The organism is Flexibacter flexilis DSM 6793 (genome assembly GCF_900112255.1).
GTDB lineage: Bacteria > Bacteroidota > Bacteroidia > Cytophagales > Flexibacteraceae > Flexibacter > Flexibacter flexilis.
In genome coordinates this window covers 54,255-71,138 of record NZ_FOLE01000013.1, presented here as the reverse complement: position 1 = coordinate 71,138, position 16,884 = coordinate 54,255, and the positions used below count along the sequence as shown (strand labels likewise).

The 16,884-nt window shown below is 37.6% G+C and carries 11 protein-coding genes; 3 read left to right on the top strand and 8 right to left on the bottom strand.

The features are described 5' to 3' along the window. The 5 genes from BM090_RS16850 to BM090_RS16830 form a co-directional block, all read right to left on the bottom strand. Positions 1 to 3,782 (bottom strand): phage tail tape measure protein (locus BM090_RS16850; protein WP_091516371.1); only part of this gene is annotated, 3,782 nt, incomplete at its 3' end. A 220-nt stretch (positions 3,783 to 4,002) separates the two neighbouring features. After that, a complete protein-coding gene (locus tag BM090_RS16845) occupies positions 4,003 to 5,256 on the bottom strand; it encodes a hypothetical protein (protein WP_091516368.1) in 1,254 nt (417 codons plus the stop codon). A gap of 220 nt (positions 5,257 to 5,476) precedes the next feature. Further along, on the bottom strand, positions 5,477 to 6,025 hold the full coding sequence (locus tag BM090_RS16840) for a hypothetical protein (protein WP_091516366.1): 549 nt from the start codon (positions 6,023 to 6,025) through the stop codon (positions 5,477 to 5,479). Between the two features lie 189 nt (positions 6,026 to 6,214). Further along, positions 6,215 to 7,105 carry a TIR domain-containing protein gene (locus BM090_RS16835; protein WP_091516386.1) on the bottom strand — a complete coding sequence of 297 codons (891 nt, stop codon included), beginning with the start codon at positions 7,103 to 7,105 and terminating at the stop codon, positions 6,215 to 6,217. Positions 7,106 to 7,259: 154 nt separating this feature from the next. Continuing rightward, a complete protein-coding gene (locus tag BM090_RS16830) occupies positions 7,260 to 7,997 on the bottom strand; it encodes a hypothetical protein (protein WP_091516362.1) in 738 nt (245 codons plus the stop codon). A 604-nt stretch (positions 7,998 to 8,601) separates the two neighbouring features. Between BM090_RS16830 and BM090_RS16825 the strand changes: the two genes are divergently transcribed. Continuing rightward, positions 8,602 to 9,840, top strand: a complete 1,239-nt coding sequence (locus tag BM090_RS16825) for a site-specific integrase (RefSeq protein WP_091516360.1) — start codon at positions 8,602 to 8,604, stop codon at positions 9,838 to 9,840. A gap of 177 nt (positions 9,841 to 10,017) precedes the next feature. On the opposite strand, the gene BM090_RS16820 is transcribed toward BM090_RS16825, so the two are convergent. Next, positions 10,018 to 10,614 carry a master DNA invertase Mpi family serine-type recombinase gene (locus BM090_RS16820; RefSeq protein ID WP_091516356.1) on the bottom strand — a complete coding sequence of 199 codons (597 nt, stop codon included), beginning with the start codon at positions 10,612 to 10,614 and terminating at the stop codon, positions 10,018 to 10,020. Positions 10,615 to 11,090: 476 nt separating this feature from the next. On the opposite strand from BM090_RS16820, the gene BM090_RS18945 reads away from it, so the two are divergent. Next, on the top strand, positions 11,091 to 11,408 hold the full coding sequence (locus BM090_RS18945) for a hypothetical protein (protein ID WP_394333482.1): 318 nt from the start codon (positions 11,091 to 11,093) through the stop codon (positions 11,406 to 11,408). Positions 11,409 to 11,462: 54 nt separating this feature from the next. Then, positions 11,463 to 12,230, top strand: coding sequence for an IS5 family transposase (locus BM090_RS16810; protein ID WP_091516352.1), 768 nt, complete (start codon positions 11,463 to 11,465; stop codon positions 12,228 to 12,230). A gap of 263 nt (positions 12,231 to 12,493) precedes the next feature. Here the strand turns inward: BM090_RS16810 and BM090_RS16805 are convergent, their stop codons facing one another. Further along, complete coding sequence (locus tag BM090_RS16805; protein ID WP_091516348.1) at positions 12,494 to 15,832, bottom strand: Eco57I restriction-modification methylase domain-containing protein; 3,339 nt, start codon at positions 15,830 to 15,832, stop codon at positions 12,494 to 12,496. Beyond that, positions 15,832 to 16,884 (bottom strand): PDDEXK nuclease domain-containing protein, encoded by a 1,053-nt coding sequence (locus BM090_RS16800; RefSeq protein ID WP_091516345.1) that lies wholly within the window; start codon positions 16,882 to 16,884, stop codon positions 15,832 to 15,834. Before BM090_RS16800 ends, BM090_RS16805 begins: the two co-directional genes overlap by 1 nt.

The following is a 16,884-nucleotide window of genomic DNA, read 5'->3' as shown; positions in this document are numbered from 1 at the left end:
AAACGGGCATTTTTGGCGGCCTCTTCTTGCGCAAGCTGGTTGCCTAATCGCTGCTTGTTGTTCTCGTATTGCTGGTCTTGGTATTGCTTGAGTTTATCAAGCTCAATGAACTGATTATCAATTTCAATGGCATTGAGTTCATTAATGCCTTCCATGATGGTTTTGAAGGCATCTACAAAACCAATGACCTTGTTTTTAATATTCTCCTGTTCCTGTTTTTCCTGCTCGTCAAGAAGTTGGTTGATTTTGTCGATGTACTTGGCCTGAATGTTATATTTTTCATTCTCAGTCAGCTCCTCTTTGGCCAACTCTTTTTGCATTTGGATATTGAGTAGCCCGATTTGTGCCTCTACGTTGGTGGCACGGCCTGCCACTTCTACCGCATTGATTTGTTTGTCATAGCGTTGTGTAATGGCAAGGCGTTGCTCCTGTGTGAGTTCGGTGTTTTCAAGCTCGGCGTATTTTCGGCGTTTTAGCTCTCGGATAATGCCTTCGCTTTTCTGCACCTCAAAGCCCATCACATCGGTATCCTTTTGCGTTACAAGCACTTGCAATTCTGCAAAGGCCGTCGCATCGTCCAACTCCTGTTGCTTGGCTTTCTTGGCGGCTTCTACTTTTTCCTTTTGCAACTTCTCGTAGGCTTCGCGGGCTTTCTCGTAATACTCGGTGTCTATTTGGTGCAGCTCTTCATCAAGTTTTCGTTTAGATAGCTTTTCAAATGCTGTCTCTTGCGCATTACGTTTGGCTCGCTCGGTTTTAGATAGCTTGGCTTTGTCTTCTGCTGACATTTTAAAGTCTTGGATTTCTCGGCGATTTTCCTCTGTGGCAATGGCTCGTTTGCGCTCGCGCTCATCTTTGAGCAGGTTAAGACGTAAATCAATGATTTTACGCTCTGCCTCCAACGCTTCTTTGGCGCGTTTTTCGGCTTCGGCCTTGTTCTTTTTGGCGTTGTCATCACGCTCTTTTTTCTCGGCCTCCTCACGGGCTTTTTTACGGGCGGCTGCGGCTTTTAACTTGTCCTCCTCTTCTTTCCTTTTGGCATCTTCTTCCGCTTTTTTGCGGGCGGCAATCTCGGCGGGGGTTTCACCATTGGCATTACGGCCAAGTGATTTATATACTTCAGTTCGTTCTTTTTCAAACTGAAGTGTTTTTTCTGCTTCCTTGTTGTAGTCTTGTTCGGCTATTCGCAAATACATGACAGAACCAGCCAATTCATGATAAGCATCGCCCCAACGCGGCAATTCTTTTACACGTCCGCTCTGAATGAACTCGTATTGTTTTTCCAAGCTCATTCCCGAAGCCATGAGCTGATTTTTAATAGATTGTAACTGATTGTGTTTTTCGGTATTGCCTTTTTCTTGATTGAAATAATCATTGAGACGGTCTTGTACCACTCTGCGTTTTTCCATCAAATTGGCGTAGGCTTCTGCTGCTTTGTTGGCTTGCTCGTCCACTTTTTCCATTGCCTTTTTGATAATAATTTGCTCAATGAGCGAATTGGTTACGTTGTCAATGGATTTTTTCAGCTCGGCATTAGAGACGGTTTCGGCGTTGAGATTACCCAAATAGTCGGGGTATTTGTCTTGCAATTCCTTGATGGCTCTGGTGCGCTCTTCCGTGCCTACCTTGAGGCTCATGATGCCAATGGTTGCACTATCCAAATTGTAGGCTTCTTTTTCGAGAGAAGCACTAAATTTTTCGGTGGCGGGCAGTAACTTATACAGCCAACCGACGGTATCTTCAATGGCTTTATTGAGCGTTGGGAACGTGAACATTTTGCTGATGGCCTTGCTCAACTTTTCGAGTTTGGCTGCAAAGTTTTCGTTTTTGATGCCAAACTCGTTCATGATGGAATCGGTACTTTTCAACGCGCTGTTGGAACTGGCCACTTTCTTGGCCAACGTATCCATATTTCCGCCAAGTTTGGCAAACACCTCACTTGCGCCTGCTCCGTCCACGTCCAGTTCTTTGAGGATAGAAGCTAAAACCGTAGCACTTGCCCCTGATTCATTGGCCTTTTCAATGACTCTGGTCAAAGCTCCGTAAATGTCATTGTCCACGAGTTCGGTAAAGGACTTGGCGGACATTTGGGCAACTTTGGCAAACTCCTCTGGTGTCGAGGCCATGCGTTGTAAAATTTTAACGATGGCCGTACCGCCACGCTCGGCGTTTACGTTCAACTCCTGAAGGGTGGCCGAAAGCCCCAATATTTGCCCAGAACTCAATCCTAATTGAACCCCAACGCCACCGATACGCGAAGCGAAGTCCGCCATTACTGGCCCTGTCGCTGCGCCTTCGCTACCCAATTGATTGATGGCGTTGCCGATGCGTAACATATCCTCATCAATTTTATCTGTTTTGATGTCGGAAAAGATGTTGCGCAACGCACCCATTTCTTTGGTGATTTGTTCCGCACCGCCTGTAAATTCATCACCAAGAGCCACGACCATTTTATCAACGGCAGCCGTAAAATCAAACACCTTTGTTTGGTCTATGCCCAACTGACCTGCGATAATGGAAATTTTGCGTAGCTCTTCGGTGGCCGTGCGGGTATTGAGTTGGGAAAGTTGTTTGTTATACTCCTTCACGCCCTCAATGCTCATGTTCGTAGTTTTGCGAATGTCGGCGAAACTGTCCGAGAGTTTGGCTTGTGAAGAAATGAGGTTGGGGATAAACTCGGCCAACTTCTGAAAAGCAGACAAGGCCAGCGTACCACCAATAACACCACCCGCCACATTCATGATGCTGTTTTTCATGTTTGCCCACGAACCCGCAAAACCTTTGAGTTTATTTTCTGCCGAACTGATTTGGCTTTCTACGGTGCGAAGCTCGCGGGCTTTGGCCGCAAATTCTTTCGTATTGATGCCTAAATTCTTAATCTCAGCGTTTAATCGCTTTTCTTGTTCTTCCAGTTCTCGCAATGAACCAACAGTAAGACCTGTTTCCTGTTGCAAGCGTTTTTGGTCATTTTTCTGCTGCTGAATCGCGCCATTAACCTCTACAAGTTTCGTGTTTAGTTGTTGGTAGCGTTCTGTTCCATAGACTGCTCCTGTATTGATGGCCGCGTTCAAATCCTTCTGGTACTTGAGCATTTGGTTCATGGTCATGCCCAGCACGCCCAATTTTTCGCGCTCCTTGTCTATTTCAGCATTGACGGCTTTAAAGCCTTCTTTGGCGGCACTGTATTTGTCGGCTTCGGCTTTGGCTCGAAGCGTAGCGGCTGCCAAGTCATCGGCTTTGGCCGTGAGTTTGGTTAAAGTGGCATTCGTTTTGTCTAATCCTGCATTGGCTTTATCAAAGTCTTTGGCCGCATTTTTCGACTCAAGCATTTGGGCTTTGAGTGCCGTGGCCGAAGTCTTCAGGGACTCTATTTTGGTTTTGATGGCCGTGAGCTTGTCGTTTTCGCGTGCGTATTCCTCCGTGCCTTCTTTCATACCTTTGATGGCGGTACGGAGTTCGGCGGCTTGGCTTTTGAGGTTTTTTAGCTCGGTGTTTACTTTGCCCAAATCAGCAGTGGACTTGCTGAATTGCTCGGCAGCCGTTTTGTTGGCGGTCATTGCCTGCTTGAATTGAGCGGCTTCTATGCTAAGGCGTTTGATGCCTTCGCCCATGCGGGAAAGGGCTGTACTGGAGCGATTGAACTCATCAAAGCTCTTTTTGGAGTCTTTGATTTCTTTGGCAAAATCGGCGGCTTTGAGTTGCAGCCGTCCTAACTCATTGATGCTTTGTTTGGCATCAGTGATAACGGTAATCTGTGATTGTGCTTGAGTGGTAGAGGCCATGAACTATTAAAGTTTATGGCGCAATCTATCGGTGGATTGATTCACTCAAAAGGACAAGAAAAAGCCACCAACTGGGTAAGTTGGTGGCGGGTTTCAAAAAGATTTCGGGCTTTGCATTCAGGTAGAAAATTGAAGGTACAGAACCTCAAGTTTGCACGTTACCCTTCCTGATGCTAAAAGTGTGTTGATGGCTGTGCTACCGTTCGTCCGAAGTTGTTGTTTACTCTAAAATTCTCACGATTTCACTCAGAAGCAGGTCAAGCTCTTGCGTAAAATCAACTTGAGTTGTGGTTGGCAAGACTTCTTTTTTTCTTACTTGTGAATGTATGTTGTTGTCTGCAATATTACGCAATGAATTGTCTAAGTTTTGCATTGATTTCTTAAAACTTCTTGTCCCACCTGAATAATTATTTGCTACTTCTGAAAAATTACTGAACCCAAATATCGGTGGAGTGTGGTCAATAATTGCTCTCGCTAGAAAAGTTAAACTAAATGGATTTTTTGATGAAGAAGCATTATTTAATTCTTCACATAGTTGAATAAGTTTTATTAGGTCGAACTTATTGTTTTTTATCTTTTGTAATTCCAAAATTCTTGTTGGATGAACAAAGAAAGTATTATGATTTCTAAATCTCTCTTTGTCTTGGCCAATCAAATATGGATTATTATGTAGTTGTTCGGTTTCGTCATGGCAATTATTTATGAAAGCAACATAGTCTTTAGAATTGTCAGTCCATGTAAATTTATTTTTAGCAGCAAACAGTTCTATCTCGTCATCTTGTAAAATAGTTGAAGTGATTTTGATTTGATAAATGTCCTCGAATGGAATTAGTTTCCCATTTATTCTAATTGGCAATTTCTTTTCATATGGAGTTAGAAATTCAGCTTGCAAGATTTCCTTCTTTAATAAAATTTTAGACTCTGTCTGCTTTATCTTTGGTGATTTAAAGTGATGTTCTAAAACACAATTATAGCGTTTATAAATAGTATTATCTCTCTTTAAAATATTTGGATGTAAACCAAAATACAGTAAACAGTTATTTAGAAAAGTAACAAAGTCTGTCTTATAAACCAATTCTTGTTTTACCTGTTCTGCTGTGACTTCAACAGCTTGATAAACTGAGTCAAGAACTGTAAGCCAAAATTTATTTTCAGGATTAGGGATTTTTCGCTTCGCTTCAGGGGTTGGTATTTTTTTGTTATAAAGTTCAAAAATATCGTTATTGAAATACTTCTTTAAAAGTTTTTCAGTTTCTTCTTCAAGTTTATATCTTTCTGGGTCGGAAAGAAAATCTATTTTTTGTGATATTTTTTGAAACCTTATACAAAGGTTGTCGAGTTGTGATAAAACTAATTGTCGGTCTTTTACATTTCGCAAATGCGTCTTGTAAAATACTTTGTATTCCTTGATTTGTGTCTCAAGTTGTTGAGTCAAAACTTTTGAAGCAATTTTTGAAAAGTCAAGGTTACTCATACTAATGTTTATTTCTTCTAAATAGTTTTATGTTAAAATTGTCCCACAATGCTTGCAACTAACAATCCACATATTGGCAATGGTGGGGTATTTGAAAAACGTCAGCCCAACATTTGCACAAATGCCCAATAGAATTACAAAAGTTGATGCTTACAACGTCAAGCCCAAATTGCAGCAAACCCAATGTTGCCTGTAGTTGTTTTGTCAAATGTTTCTTGAATTAGTGCTTTAGCCTTATCATTTCATTTTCAGTATCAACTTCTGTGTATTCTCTTAACAGAATTATTATTTTTTCATTGTCAAGCTCTATTCTCGAAAGTATGTTTGCTCCAACAGTTGCGTGTGCATTAAAATCAACTCCCAACCAAAGTCCTACAACAGTTGCGTCATTACTTGGAATTGGAATTGGGTATCGTCCAAATACTCTCTCATCATATTCTTTAGCTTTTAATGTTACAATCAAATGTCCCCTTTCTTCTGTAAGTTCTCCAGAATAATTCAAATTACCTTCTGCTACAGTTTTTATTTTCACTTTAAGTTTGCTATTGTATCCTAATGATACAGTCCATTTTTCGTGTTTGATTACTGCTAAATTATTCTCCCAAATTTGGTAGTAGCTATTCCATTGTCCAGTTAAATAATGTTTAGTAAAGAGAAGTCTGCCAATGTAAATAATTCCTTTAATAAAGTAAGGGTATAAATAACCAATAACAGTTCCAATTAAGGTTGTAATTATCCAATTAGGTTCTGTGCTGATTATTTTGTCCATTACTTTATGTGATTCAGTTTATAGTGAAGTCTGTATACAATTACAGGCAACGGATTAGGTATTTGCGATGGTGCGGTAATAGTATTCCGTCAGCCGAGTTTTGCACTAAAGTTACATAAAATTACCTAAGTTGATCATTTAACTTCAAGCCGCACTATTGCAAATACCCATGTTAGCAGCAGGCTTTAATTAAAATGGAGGTTCGTTTTCAGGGTCAAAATATGAATCTCTTTTTCTTAATCCATATTCTTCGATGAATGACTTAAGTTTTCGATAAGATTCTAAAAACCCAACCCTATTAGCCCAGTTATTTCCTTCATCATTTACATTAGGATTTAAAAAGTCCCCATTTTGTGCAACGAAGTATTGAAGATTATCACCTTCTAAACAAGACTTGGTATGTTCCCAATCTATTTCAAAAATAGTTTCTGTTCCAAAAATAAAGCTCGACACAAGTTTTTCATAAACTTCTGTATTATATCTTCTTTTTGAGTTTGACTTACCTGTTTCTATTGTACGTTTTGCTGTAATTCTAGAAATCGCAAGTATTTCTTCAAGAAGTTCTCGGTCATTTCTAACAGCAATGTTTTCTACCTTATTAGCATCTAAAAGTTTATTAACCTTATTTTCAAGTTTTGGCCACCACATTTCAAAAACTTCATCTAATACTTTTTCCTCTAGTTTTTGTTCAGAAAGACTATTATTGATTGAGTAAACTAATTTTCTAAAATCTGTCTTTTGAAATTGTGACGTTTGAAATTGTGTAAGTGGTCCTTTAAAATCAGCATTGTCTAGCCCAAACAAAATGGGACAAACTTTTGAATTGTCCAACATTTTACTAATTGCACCTGCTTCAAACAACATCCATTGGCTGTCAATATTATCCTTTGTATATATAAATATTCCTAACTTACAATGCTCTAATTCTTTTGAAATATCTGCATTCCAGCGTGCTCCTTTTTCAATATCATTTGGAGTAAAATAGGGTTTGACATTTTGTAACACAGCGGGTAGCCAATCTTTAATGGCTTCTCCTATTTGCTTACTTACGTCTCCTGACCAACTAATAAAAATTCTCATAGATTGCTTTGTTTTTTTAAGCTTGCTGCTAACTGGCCAGTAAGGGATTGCGGGCGATTTCCTATCATGGTACACGAAAAATTGAAGGGGGCTACAAACCTTCGCATACCACTGAAACCCTTATTGGCTATATTGTGTGTTGTGCATAGTTAATTTATAAACTACCCTCTATTTTTTCTAAGATATTAAAAGTATTATCAATATATTTTCTTGCAGTACCAGATGTCGTTTTTTTGAATAAATTAATCTTAGATTTTAAATACTGAATATTAAACTCTTCATCGGTTTTCTTAATTATCTTGAACCAATTGAGATTTGTATGAGTCAAGCTACCACATTTTAGTGGAGTTTTTTCTTCAAACAACAATCTCTCAATACTCTTTAGAACTGATTCTTCTTCAATTTTTGAAATATAATTGTCAATACTATTATGAGCGACAATGCCCATATAATTCACATCTTCTTCCATTAAATAAGCATCAATTATTGGTTGCCCAAAATAAATCTGTTCCTTCTTATTCAAACTAATTTCACCGTGTGCCATTGCTCCTTTTATAGGTATTTGTTTATTAAATGCACCTGTAAAAAACCACCTAGTCGCTAATAGAAAATATTTGAAATTTTCAATACTATCGTTTTTTGAAAAGATTACAATAGAATCTGAAAAGCTTACTACATAAACTTCAACATCACCAAATACCTTTGAAATTTCTTCAAACTTTGTGGCTTCTTCTATTAATTTTTTGCTTTTTGATATTTGATTTAATATTTGATATATTTCATCATGGGTATTTCTCATAACCAAGTCTTTAAAACCCAATATATCTAAAAATGCTACAAATCTTTTATCTGTGGGCTTCCAGTTAGCTTTATTTTCTTTGTTATCTGACATTTCTGTTTCGTTTAATTATGCACAACATTTGTATAAACACACCTTATTGCGTTTATCTTTTCCATTCTGCAAGCACCTTGCCTGCCATTCTCACGCAAAATCTTAAACAGATAGAATATTTGCAAATATTTTTATATTTTATTTTTAAGAAGGGATAGTTATATTTTCGCTATTTTACAATACTATCATAATACATTGATTTACAATGCAATAACGAATTTTTCTTTCCTCTACATTATTACTTTTTTGCGCTATTTTACTACACCATGTATCAAATAGTGTATCAAAAGTAATACGATTTTTTACGTCAAAGAAAAGTTTTTACTCAAAATATCATATTACTCGTGTCTAACAAAGCTTTATACTGAGCAGTTTTAAATACTCTCCGTACACATGCTTATTTAGATTTATTTATACATTTTTAGAGCAATCACCCATTTGGGCAAAATGTAATTTTACTTATTTTTTCATTGTTTGCACAAATTTACTAATCATCTGATTTATAGCTATTTATTATAATAATTATTCCGTTTTTCTTTGATATTTTATTGTACTATTTGTATATTTACGCATTACACAAATCTTACATTTTATCGTAAATATCATGGAAAACACTGCAACAATTGCCGTCGTTATCGACAGAAGAAGGCAAAAAGTCGATGGAACTTTCCCTCTTAAATTACGCATTACTTATCGAAAAGAAAGACAATATATCAGCATTGCAGAATATGTTTCAGTAGCTGATTGGGACAAGCTCAAAACCACCTCCGTGCGCGGCGGACAACTTAAAGAGCTCAAAATTAAAATAACGGCCATAGAGCATAAAGCACAACTCATACTTAAGTCTATGGGAGTATTTACTTTTAGGCGATTCACGGAACTATACAATGGAAAAAGTAACAATGCTGTCGTATCGCGTAAGGTCATAAACTACTTCCAATCTTTTATTGATAATCTATTTGCTGAAGGCCGTATTAAATCTGCATGGGGATTTGCTTGCGCTCTCAACTCCCTGCGGCAATACGCTGGCACAAATCTATATTTTGAGGACATCACTCCCGCCTTCTTGAAAAAATACGAAGAGGCTCTACTCATAAAAGGACTCAAAGCGGGGTCTATTGGATTTTATACAACCTCTATTCGTACCGTCTTTAATGCTGCCATGGCAGACGGTATTGTTTCAAAAGATTTCTACCCCTTTGGAAGAAAAAAATACCAACCCTTAACATCCGTCAATATCAAAAAAGCCTTGCCCTTCGCTGATATTATGAAAATTATACATTACACCCCACAAGACCCACAAGGAAAAGAGGCTTTAGCCCGAGACTTGTGGGTCTTTTCTTATCTGTGCAATGGGATAAACGTAAAAGATATATGCAACCTCAAATATAGCAATATAGATGGCGATAGGCTAACCTTTATGAGACAAAAAACAGCTAATAAGCTCCGTAGCAACCCACGCTTAATTCAGGCTCATTTGCCAGCCATTGCCCAAGATATTATTGCCCGTTGGGGACAGAAACCCTGCTTACCCAATACTTATATTTTTCCTTTTTATAATGACCAACAATCACCATTGAAGAGGGCAGTTAAAACCCACAATATCGTCTCCACCATCAATAGATTTATGAAGCAGGTTGGGCAAGAATTAGGTATCAGTAAGCATATTACTACCTACACGGCGCGGCATAGTTTCTCAACAGTATTGAAGCGGTCAGGGGCAAGCATAGAATACATTAGTGAAAGTTTGGGACATACCAATACCACCATCACAGAAGTCTATTTGGCCAGTTTTGAGGACGATACCCGAAAAGAAATGAGTAACAGGTTGTTAGGATTGTAAGGTGCAAGCTAAAGGGAAATAGAAGGAGAAAAAGGACATAAAAAAACCGCCAACGGGTTGCGCTGGCGGTGAGTGGTTTTGATTTCAATGGGGTTTTGAATGTTGCACCTTCTAAAAATCTGTTGGCTGCTTCTACTTTCTTGGGAAAAGAATTTTGCCTTCATTCAATTTGATTACCTATTCTGTTTGTGCTTTCACAAAACTACTGACCGTAAGCCTGTGTACACCCAATATCCTGCCGATGGCTGAATAAGAAACTTTTTTATCCAATAAGTCCTTTATCTTTTTTTCCTGTCCTGTAAGTTTGGTTTTCGATGATTTTCGTCCTTTGGGACGGCCAAGAATTACGCCTTCCGCTTTTTTTCGCGCCAAGGCTTCTTTTGTTCTTTGCGAAATTAAGTTGCGCTCTATTTCTGCTGAAAGACCAAAGGCAAAGGCCAATACTTTTGAGTTGATGTCGCTACCCAAACGATAATTATCCTTTATCGTCCAAACCTGAATGTCGCGGTTCATACATTCGTTAAGTATGCCCATAATCATTAACAAATTTCTGCCCAAACGTGAAAGCTCGGAGCAGATAAGAATGTCGCCCTTTTTCATTCGTTTTAAAAGTTTGCCAAGTTTTCGGTCTTGTAGATTTTTAGCTCCCGAAATGGTTTCTTCAATCCATTTATCTACTACATATACATTGTTTTGGCAAAATTGATTGATTTCGTAGCGTTGGTTTTCTACTGTTTGTTTGTCGGTGCTTACCCGAATGTAACCGTAAATCATAATGTTTTTCTTGTTTAACTTAATATTACATTCAACTGCTTAATTTAAACCAAAATTGTATAGAAAAAACTTAGACAATTATTTTATACAACTAAAAGAGCGTTTTTGTTAGACAAGCAGGAAATCTGGGTAGTTTCAATAATGCCGATAGCTGGGTTATTCTTTCTGACATTGAACAACGCATAAAAGAAAAAATTGAGAGAATAGGAACACCGTTAAAGGACTGGGATATTCAAATCAATTATGGAATAAAAACAGGTTTTAATGAGGCTTTCATCATTGATGGCTCAAAGCGAAAAGAACTCATTGCGCAAGACCCCAAAAGTGAAGAAATTATAAGACCGATTTTACGTGGGCGCGATATTAAGCGTTACGGCTATGAGTATGCAGACCTTTACCTGATTGCTACTTTTCCAAGCCTTAAAATTGATATAGAACAGTATCCTGCCGTAAAAAAGCATCTGCTTTCGTTTGGAATGGAACGTTTAGAGCAAACAGGAAAAGAGTACAAAGTAAATGGCGAAACTATAAAAGCTCGCAAAAAAACCAACAATAAATGGTTTGAAACGCAAGATAGCATAAGTTATTGGGACGATTTTAATAGGCAGAAAATTATCTATCCAGGAATTATGAGAATTGCTAAAAGCAACGAAAATAATTTCCCCCGTTTTGCATTAGATAACGATAAGAACTTTTTCTTTGGCAATGATTGCTATTTTTTAGTTGGTAAAGATTTAGAATATCTTTGGTTACTTTTAAACTCTACCCTTTTGGGGTATTTAGAGTATGTTTAAATTTAAAAAAGGGTATCGGATAATTTACTTTTAGTGACCAAACATGAAAGTAAAATGCAAACCTGTTTTAAAGATTTATCCGATACCGCGTGGGAAATTATCAGTAAAATATTGAATCAGCAAAGAAAGCGCAAATATTCTTTGCGTGCGGTTGTCAATGGTATTTTGAGCATTCTTCGGAAAGGGACGCAATGGCGTAATTTGGAAACTTGTTATCCCCCATGGCCATTGGTTTACTATTATTTTGCCAAATGGGGCAAAGATGGCACCTTAGAAAGAATCAATAGCGAACTGAATAAACTCGAACGCCAACGGCAAGGGAAAAAGGCTATCCCGAGTTTATTCAGTATTGATAGTCAATCTATAAAAGTATCTCCTTTTGTCAGTAAAGACAAAGGTGTTGATGGGAATAAGTGTATCAATGGTCGAAAAAGACACGTGATAGTAGATACGCTTGGTTTAGTTTGGGGGGTGGTTGTTCATGGAGCAGACAGCCATGACAGTCAAAAGGCTCATTTACTGGTAGAACACTGTTTGGGTTATTTAGATAGGATGCAAAAAATACTGGTGGATGCGGCCTACAAAAAAGGATTTATGCAATGGGTAGAAGCTAATATACTTGGTTTAGCAGTAGAGTGTAGTGCTGTACCGCCCAGCAGGAAAGGATTTGTTCCCGTCAAGTGGCGGTGGGCAGTGGAAAGAACTTTTGCTTGGCATAATTTCTTTCGTAGGCTTGCTAAAGATTATGAAAAAACAGCGAAAAGTTCCCAAAACTGGATTTTGTGGACTAATATCCAAATTATACTCAATCGTTTTAGATAATCACAATACTTAATTTTTAAACATACTCTTATTTCGATATTACATTTATTCCTTTGATGAAACAGGATTTAAAATTTTTACCGACTATTTTCAAAATATTCCATTGCCATTACCTAATGAAAAAAGATTAAAAGAAACCCAAAACATTTTGTCTAAAAAAATAGATGCTTTTTATGTAAATAAATGGGTTTATGAAATGATGCTTTTTACCAACGAAGAAATAGATGAGATTGAAAACTCTATAAAAAACATATTGAGCAGAATTACAGAATATTAACAAAATCAATCTCTGTTTTTTCAAGGTTATATAAAGCGTATACTACATTATCAAGTCTATGCTCTAACTCATACGAACTTAATCCATGTTTTTTATTATGCAAGATTTCTTCTATTAGTTTACTAATGGACTGCTCTGTATTTGTATCAGGAATAGGAATCTTGAGTGGCTCAATAGCTTGGACGCTTATCAATAAATCTCCTGTTCCTGTTTGTGGCGCATCTTTCATCAAATAATGTCCCATTTTAGAGTTGAGAACACCAACCAAAAACTTGATATATTTTCCCGTTGCAAAACAAGTACTATCCAAAGCCATTGTTCCCGCTTCATCGTATGAAAATCGCAAAATTGAACCAACACGTTTCCACACGATTTTCTGCCTATTAAAATCGTCCCAATAACTTATGCTATCTTGCGTTTCAAACCATTTATTGTTGGTTTTTTTGCGAGCTTTTATAGTTTCGCCATTTACTTTGTACTCTTTTCCTGTTTGCTCTAAACGTTCCATTCCAAACGAAAGCAGATGCTTTTTTACGGCAGGATACTGTTCTATATCAATTTTAAGGCTTGGAAAAGTAGCAATCAGGTAAAGGTCTGCATACTCATAGCCGTAACGCTTAATATCGCGCCCACGTAAAATCGGTCTTATAATTTCGATAGATTTTGGGTCTTCTTTTACCAGTTTGTCTTTAGTGCTTCCGTCAATTATAAATGCTTCGTTGTAGCCCGTCAAAATTCCACGATAAATATTTATATCCCAATCTTTGAGGGGTGTGCCAACAGCTTCTATTTTTTGTTTAATACTTTGCTCAATTGGGCTAAGAATTGTCCAGCTTTCTTTTCCTAAAAAACCACATTCTGAGCCTTGTTGTCTAACAAAAACGCTCAAATTATTTAACACCTTTTCTTTAACAATGCAAGCAAGTGTCTTTTGTTGATTTTTACTTTTGCTAAACAGTAAAATATTTACATCAACTGTGGCACTTTCAAATATTTTTTGCCCTGCAAAATCAATCAGTAATACGGGGTTGGTATTTTCAGCAAAAAACTTTCGTGTACTTTCGCCATAGCCTGCCCGCATCCATTTGTTGGAAGTAATAAAACACAAGTGGCCTTTTTCTTTTATCACTTGCCAACCTTTTTCATAAAAGAGAGAATAGATGTCGCCAGAATTAGAAAAAACTTTGAAGCCCTGAGGTTCATAAATTCTGTTGTGTTTTATCCTTTTCCCTGTTTTATCATCTAAGTAGATGCTATCTGTTGATAGTGAAAAATAAGGTGGATTTCCAATTACAATGTCAAAGCCATCCTTTAAAAGAAACATCCATTCTACATCAAAAAAATCAGAACTTGAGTTTTGGTCATAAGGATTCCATTCAGCTATTTTTTTTGCATCTTCATGGTTAAGTGAATGGTTGTTTTCTAACAACTGCACTAACTTCTTACGCAATTTTTCGTCTTTATCGCGTAGTTGCCGCTTTTCTTTGGCTGTTCTGGCGTAAAAATGTTCGTGGCGCACTGCAAAAATTTCCTGTTTAGTTGTTTCTATGGCTGGGTCTTCAAACAAATCAATCTGAGCTTGCCTTTTAGGCAGCCCAAGTAAGGTGTTTGCCGCTACAAATTTGGTTTCCAAGTTAGGTAAAGTAATGACACCGTAATTTTCTTTGCTCAAATCCATTTCCCCTTGTTCCACAATAAGCGAAATAAAGAAACGCAATTTGCTTATTTGTGCCGCTATGGTTTGTAAATCCACACCATAAATACAGTTTTCAATCAGGTGTAGTTTTAGCTGGTACATATCCAAGTGTTGTGCCACGCCAATTTTTTCGAGCAAGGCAATGATGCCGTTCAAAATTCCCATTGGAAAAGCACCAGAACCGCAGGCTGGGTCAAGGATTTTTACTTTGAGTAAGGTATTGTAAATTTTCTTTTTTTGTTCATCGGTCAGTTGTCCGTTCAAATCAACATCGCCAATTTTTTCGTTCAAATAGGTCTGCAAACTTTCGCTTACCATAAAATCCACAATCTCGCGGGGTGTGTAAAAACTTCCGCTTTGCTTACGGGCAGATTCTTTGGTTTCGCTGTTGTATGCACCCAAAAGGTTTTCAAATACATTACCCAAGAGTTCGGGGTCAAGAGCCACTTGCACATCTTCGGGCGCATTTTCTTCTACGGTAAAATTGTAGCGTTCCAATAGTGGAATAATGCCCTTGTTTTCGTCGAAGAAAACGCAGTTGGGAATGTATGCACGGTGGCTGAATTGCCCTCTTACTTTCCTATCGTTTCGACTAAAGCCGTCTAAATGATATTTTACGCCGTCGGTTGATGCTTCTTTGTCCAAACATTCAAATAAACCGCCATTCAAAAAAGGAATTTTGCAGAATAGATTTAAAACTTCCGCTTCTTCAATATCAAACATTTCTGCATAGCGATACAATGTTTTTACATCTCTGTTATTTTCGTCTTTGGCAAAAGCACGTTCAGTAACGGATTTATTGAGTGTGGCAAAAAACAGGTTTTGCAAGATAGCATTGTAATAGCTCCCGTTATTGTTGTCGTTTGGATTAAAGTCTTTTAGTATGGATTTTAGTTGTTCTTTGTCGAATAAATTGTGTGGCACTAACTGTTTTTGTTTGATGAACCATACAAAAAGCAAACGAGTAATGAGGCGAATAATTTGTTCTTCCAACTTTTCGCGGTCGTCGTCTGCGGTACTTGTATTTTTAGGAAAGGTAATACCTATTTCCTCCGACAATGCCCATTCGTACCATTTAAAGAGTTCGTTGTAAAACTCTTTGGTGAGCGTTGAAACAGAAAATAAACTTCTAATATCCTCAAGTTTTGCTTTTTTACCTGCAATGGCACATAGTCTGTCGGTGGGGGTTTTTACTTTTTGACCACTGCCTAAAAGATAGGTGTATCGTTTGGGTTGCGTTTGGTTTTCAACAATTTGCCCATACTCGTCCAAAGTACGAATTTCGCTTACAAAACTCAAACGCCATTTATCAGCTTGCTCGAATACAATTAAAGCACCGTCCACCTCATTTTTGTAAACAGAACGTAGTAATTCCCTTAAACCCACTTTGTTGCGCTCCAACCAAACTTCGGGTTTTACCTTTACCAAATACAACCCAATAATTCTATCGTCAGCCGTACTGAAACTACCCAACTCAAAAGCAGCTTCGGCTTTGTTGTTGCTTGGTAAAGGGATTTCAGCAGGGTTTTGAAGAAAGTTTTTTACACCGAAAACATCTGTCAATAAAGTCAGCCAGTCGGAAAGCACAAAGGGCTTCGATAATATATTTTGAAGTATTTTCTTTTCCATTAGTCAATATCTTTATTAGAAAGTTGTAGCACAAGTTGATGTAACTTGTTTGCCAACAAGGTTTTGGATATTAGTTTGGTTTCGTAATCGGCAATCATGGCAGGCGATGTATTTCGAGCCATCGCATATTCAACTACTTCGGTTTCTTTGCCTTTGCAAAGCAAAATACCAATACTATTATTTTCAAAAGGGCGTTTTACGTCGCGGTCTAATGCTTCTAAATAGAAGTTCAGTTTACCCAAAAATTCGGGTTCAAACTCTTGAATTTTCAGTTCAAATAATACTAAGCATTGCAAATCGCGATGGTAGAAAAGTAAGTCGGTGTAATAGTCTTTATTGCCTACTTGTAATCGGTATTGATTTCCCATGTAGGTAAACCCTTTTCCTATTTCAAGAATAAATTTTTGCAGATTGCTTATGAGTGCTTTTTCAAGGTCTTTTTCTGAATGACCTTCTGGCAGTTCCAAAAACTCGAAAATGTAGGGGTCTTTAAAAAAGTTTTGAGGCAATTGTGTAAATGTCGTTTTCAATTGTTGGTTAGAAAGTGCCGTTCTTTCAAATACTGCGGAGTTGAGCTGTCTCTCCAGTTCCCTTACAGAAAGTTTTTCTTGTATGGCCAAATGCAGGTAAAACAGCTTTTCATCGGGTGTTTTGGTTTTGCTCAAAAGGAGGAGATGTGCCGACCATTGCAATTGAGTTAGTAGTGTTTTTACAATTTTAATAGCTTCATTTTCAGATTTTTGTAAATGTGTCATCAGTGTTGACACAAATTCAGGTGCTGTGTATGCTTCATAAAATTGCTTCATTCTATAAAGTCCCCTGCGGTTGAATCCTCTCAACTCTGGGCATTTTTCCTGAATAAAACCTGCGAGTGCTTCCACTGTATTTTCGCCCCATATTCCAGCAGAAACTTTTTCGGACACCAGTTTACCTACCCTGAAATAAAGTAATATAAGTTCTTCATTTACTTTATGGAAAGCTCTGTTTCTGGCTTCTTCTATCAGTAGAACAACTTGCTTAAATTCAGTATTCTCACTTTTAAGTTTATTCAT

Excerpts from the sequence above, each read along its gene's own strand:
- BM090_RS16845 (WP_091516368.1), bottom strand. The coding sequence starts at position 5,256 with ATGAGTAACCTTGACTTTTCAAAAATTGCTTCAAAAGTTTTGACTCAA.
- BM090_RS16840 (WP_091516366.1), bottom strand. The coding sequence starts at position 6,025 with ATGGACAAAATAATCAGCACAGAACCTAATTGGATAATTACAACCTTA.
- BM090_RS16835 (WP_091516386.1), bottom strand. The coding sequence starts at position 7,105 with ATGAGAATTTTTATTAGTTGGTCAGGAGACGTAAGTAAGCAAATAGGA.
- BM090_RS16830 (WP_091516362.1), bottom strand. The coding sequence starts at position 7,997 with ATGTCAGATAACAAAGAAAATAAAGCTAACTGGAAGCCCACAGATAAA.
- BM090_RS16825 (WP_091516360.1), top strand. The coding sequence starts at position 8,602 with ATGGAAAACACTGCAACAATTGCCGTCGTTATCGACAGAAGAAGGCAA.
- BM090_RS16820 (WP_091516356.1), bottom strand. The coding sequence starts at position 10,614 with ATGATTTACGGTTACATTCGGGTAAGCACCGACAAACAAACAGTAGAA.
- BM090_RS18945 (WP_394333482.1), top strand. The coding sequence starts at position 11,091 with ATGGAACGTTTAGAGCAAACAGGAAAAGAGTACAAAGTAAATGGCGAA.
- BM090_RS16810 (WP_091516352.1), top strand. The coding sequence starts at position 11,463 with ATGCAAACCTGTTTTAAAGATTTATCCGATACCGCGTGGGAAATTATC.
- BM090_RS16805 (WP_091516348.1), bottom strand. The coding sequence starts at position 15,832 with ATGGAAAAGAAAATACTTCAAAATATATTATCGAAGCCCTTTGTGCTT.
- BM090_RS16800 (WP_091516345.1), bottom strand. The coding sequence starts at position 16,884 with ATGAATAAACTTAAAAGTGAGAATACTGAATTTAAGCAAGTTGTTCTA.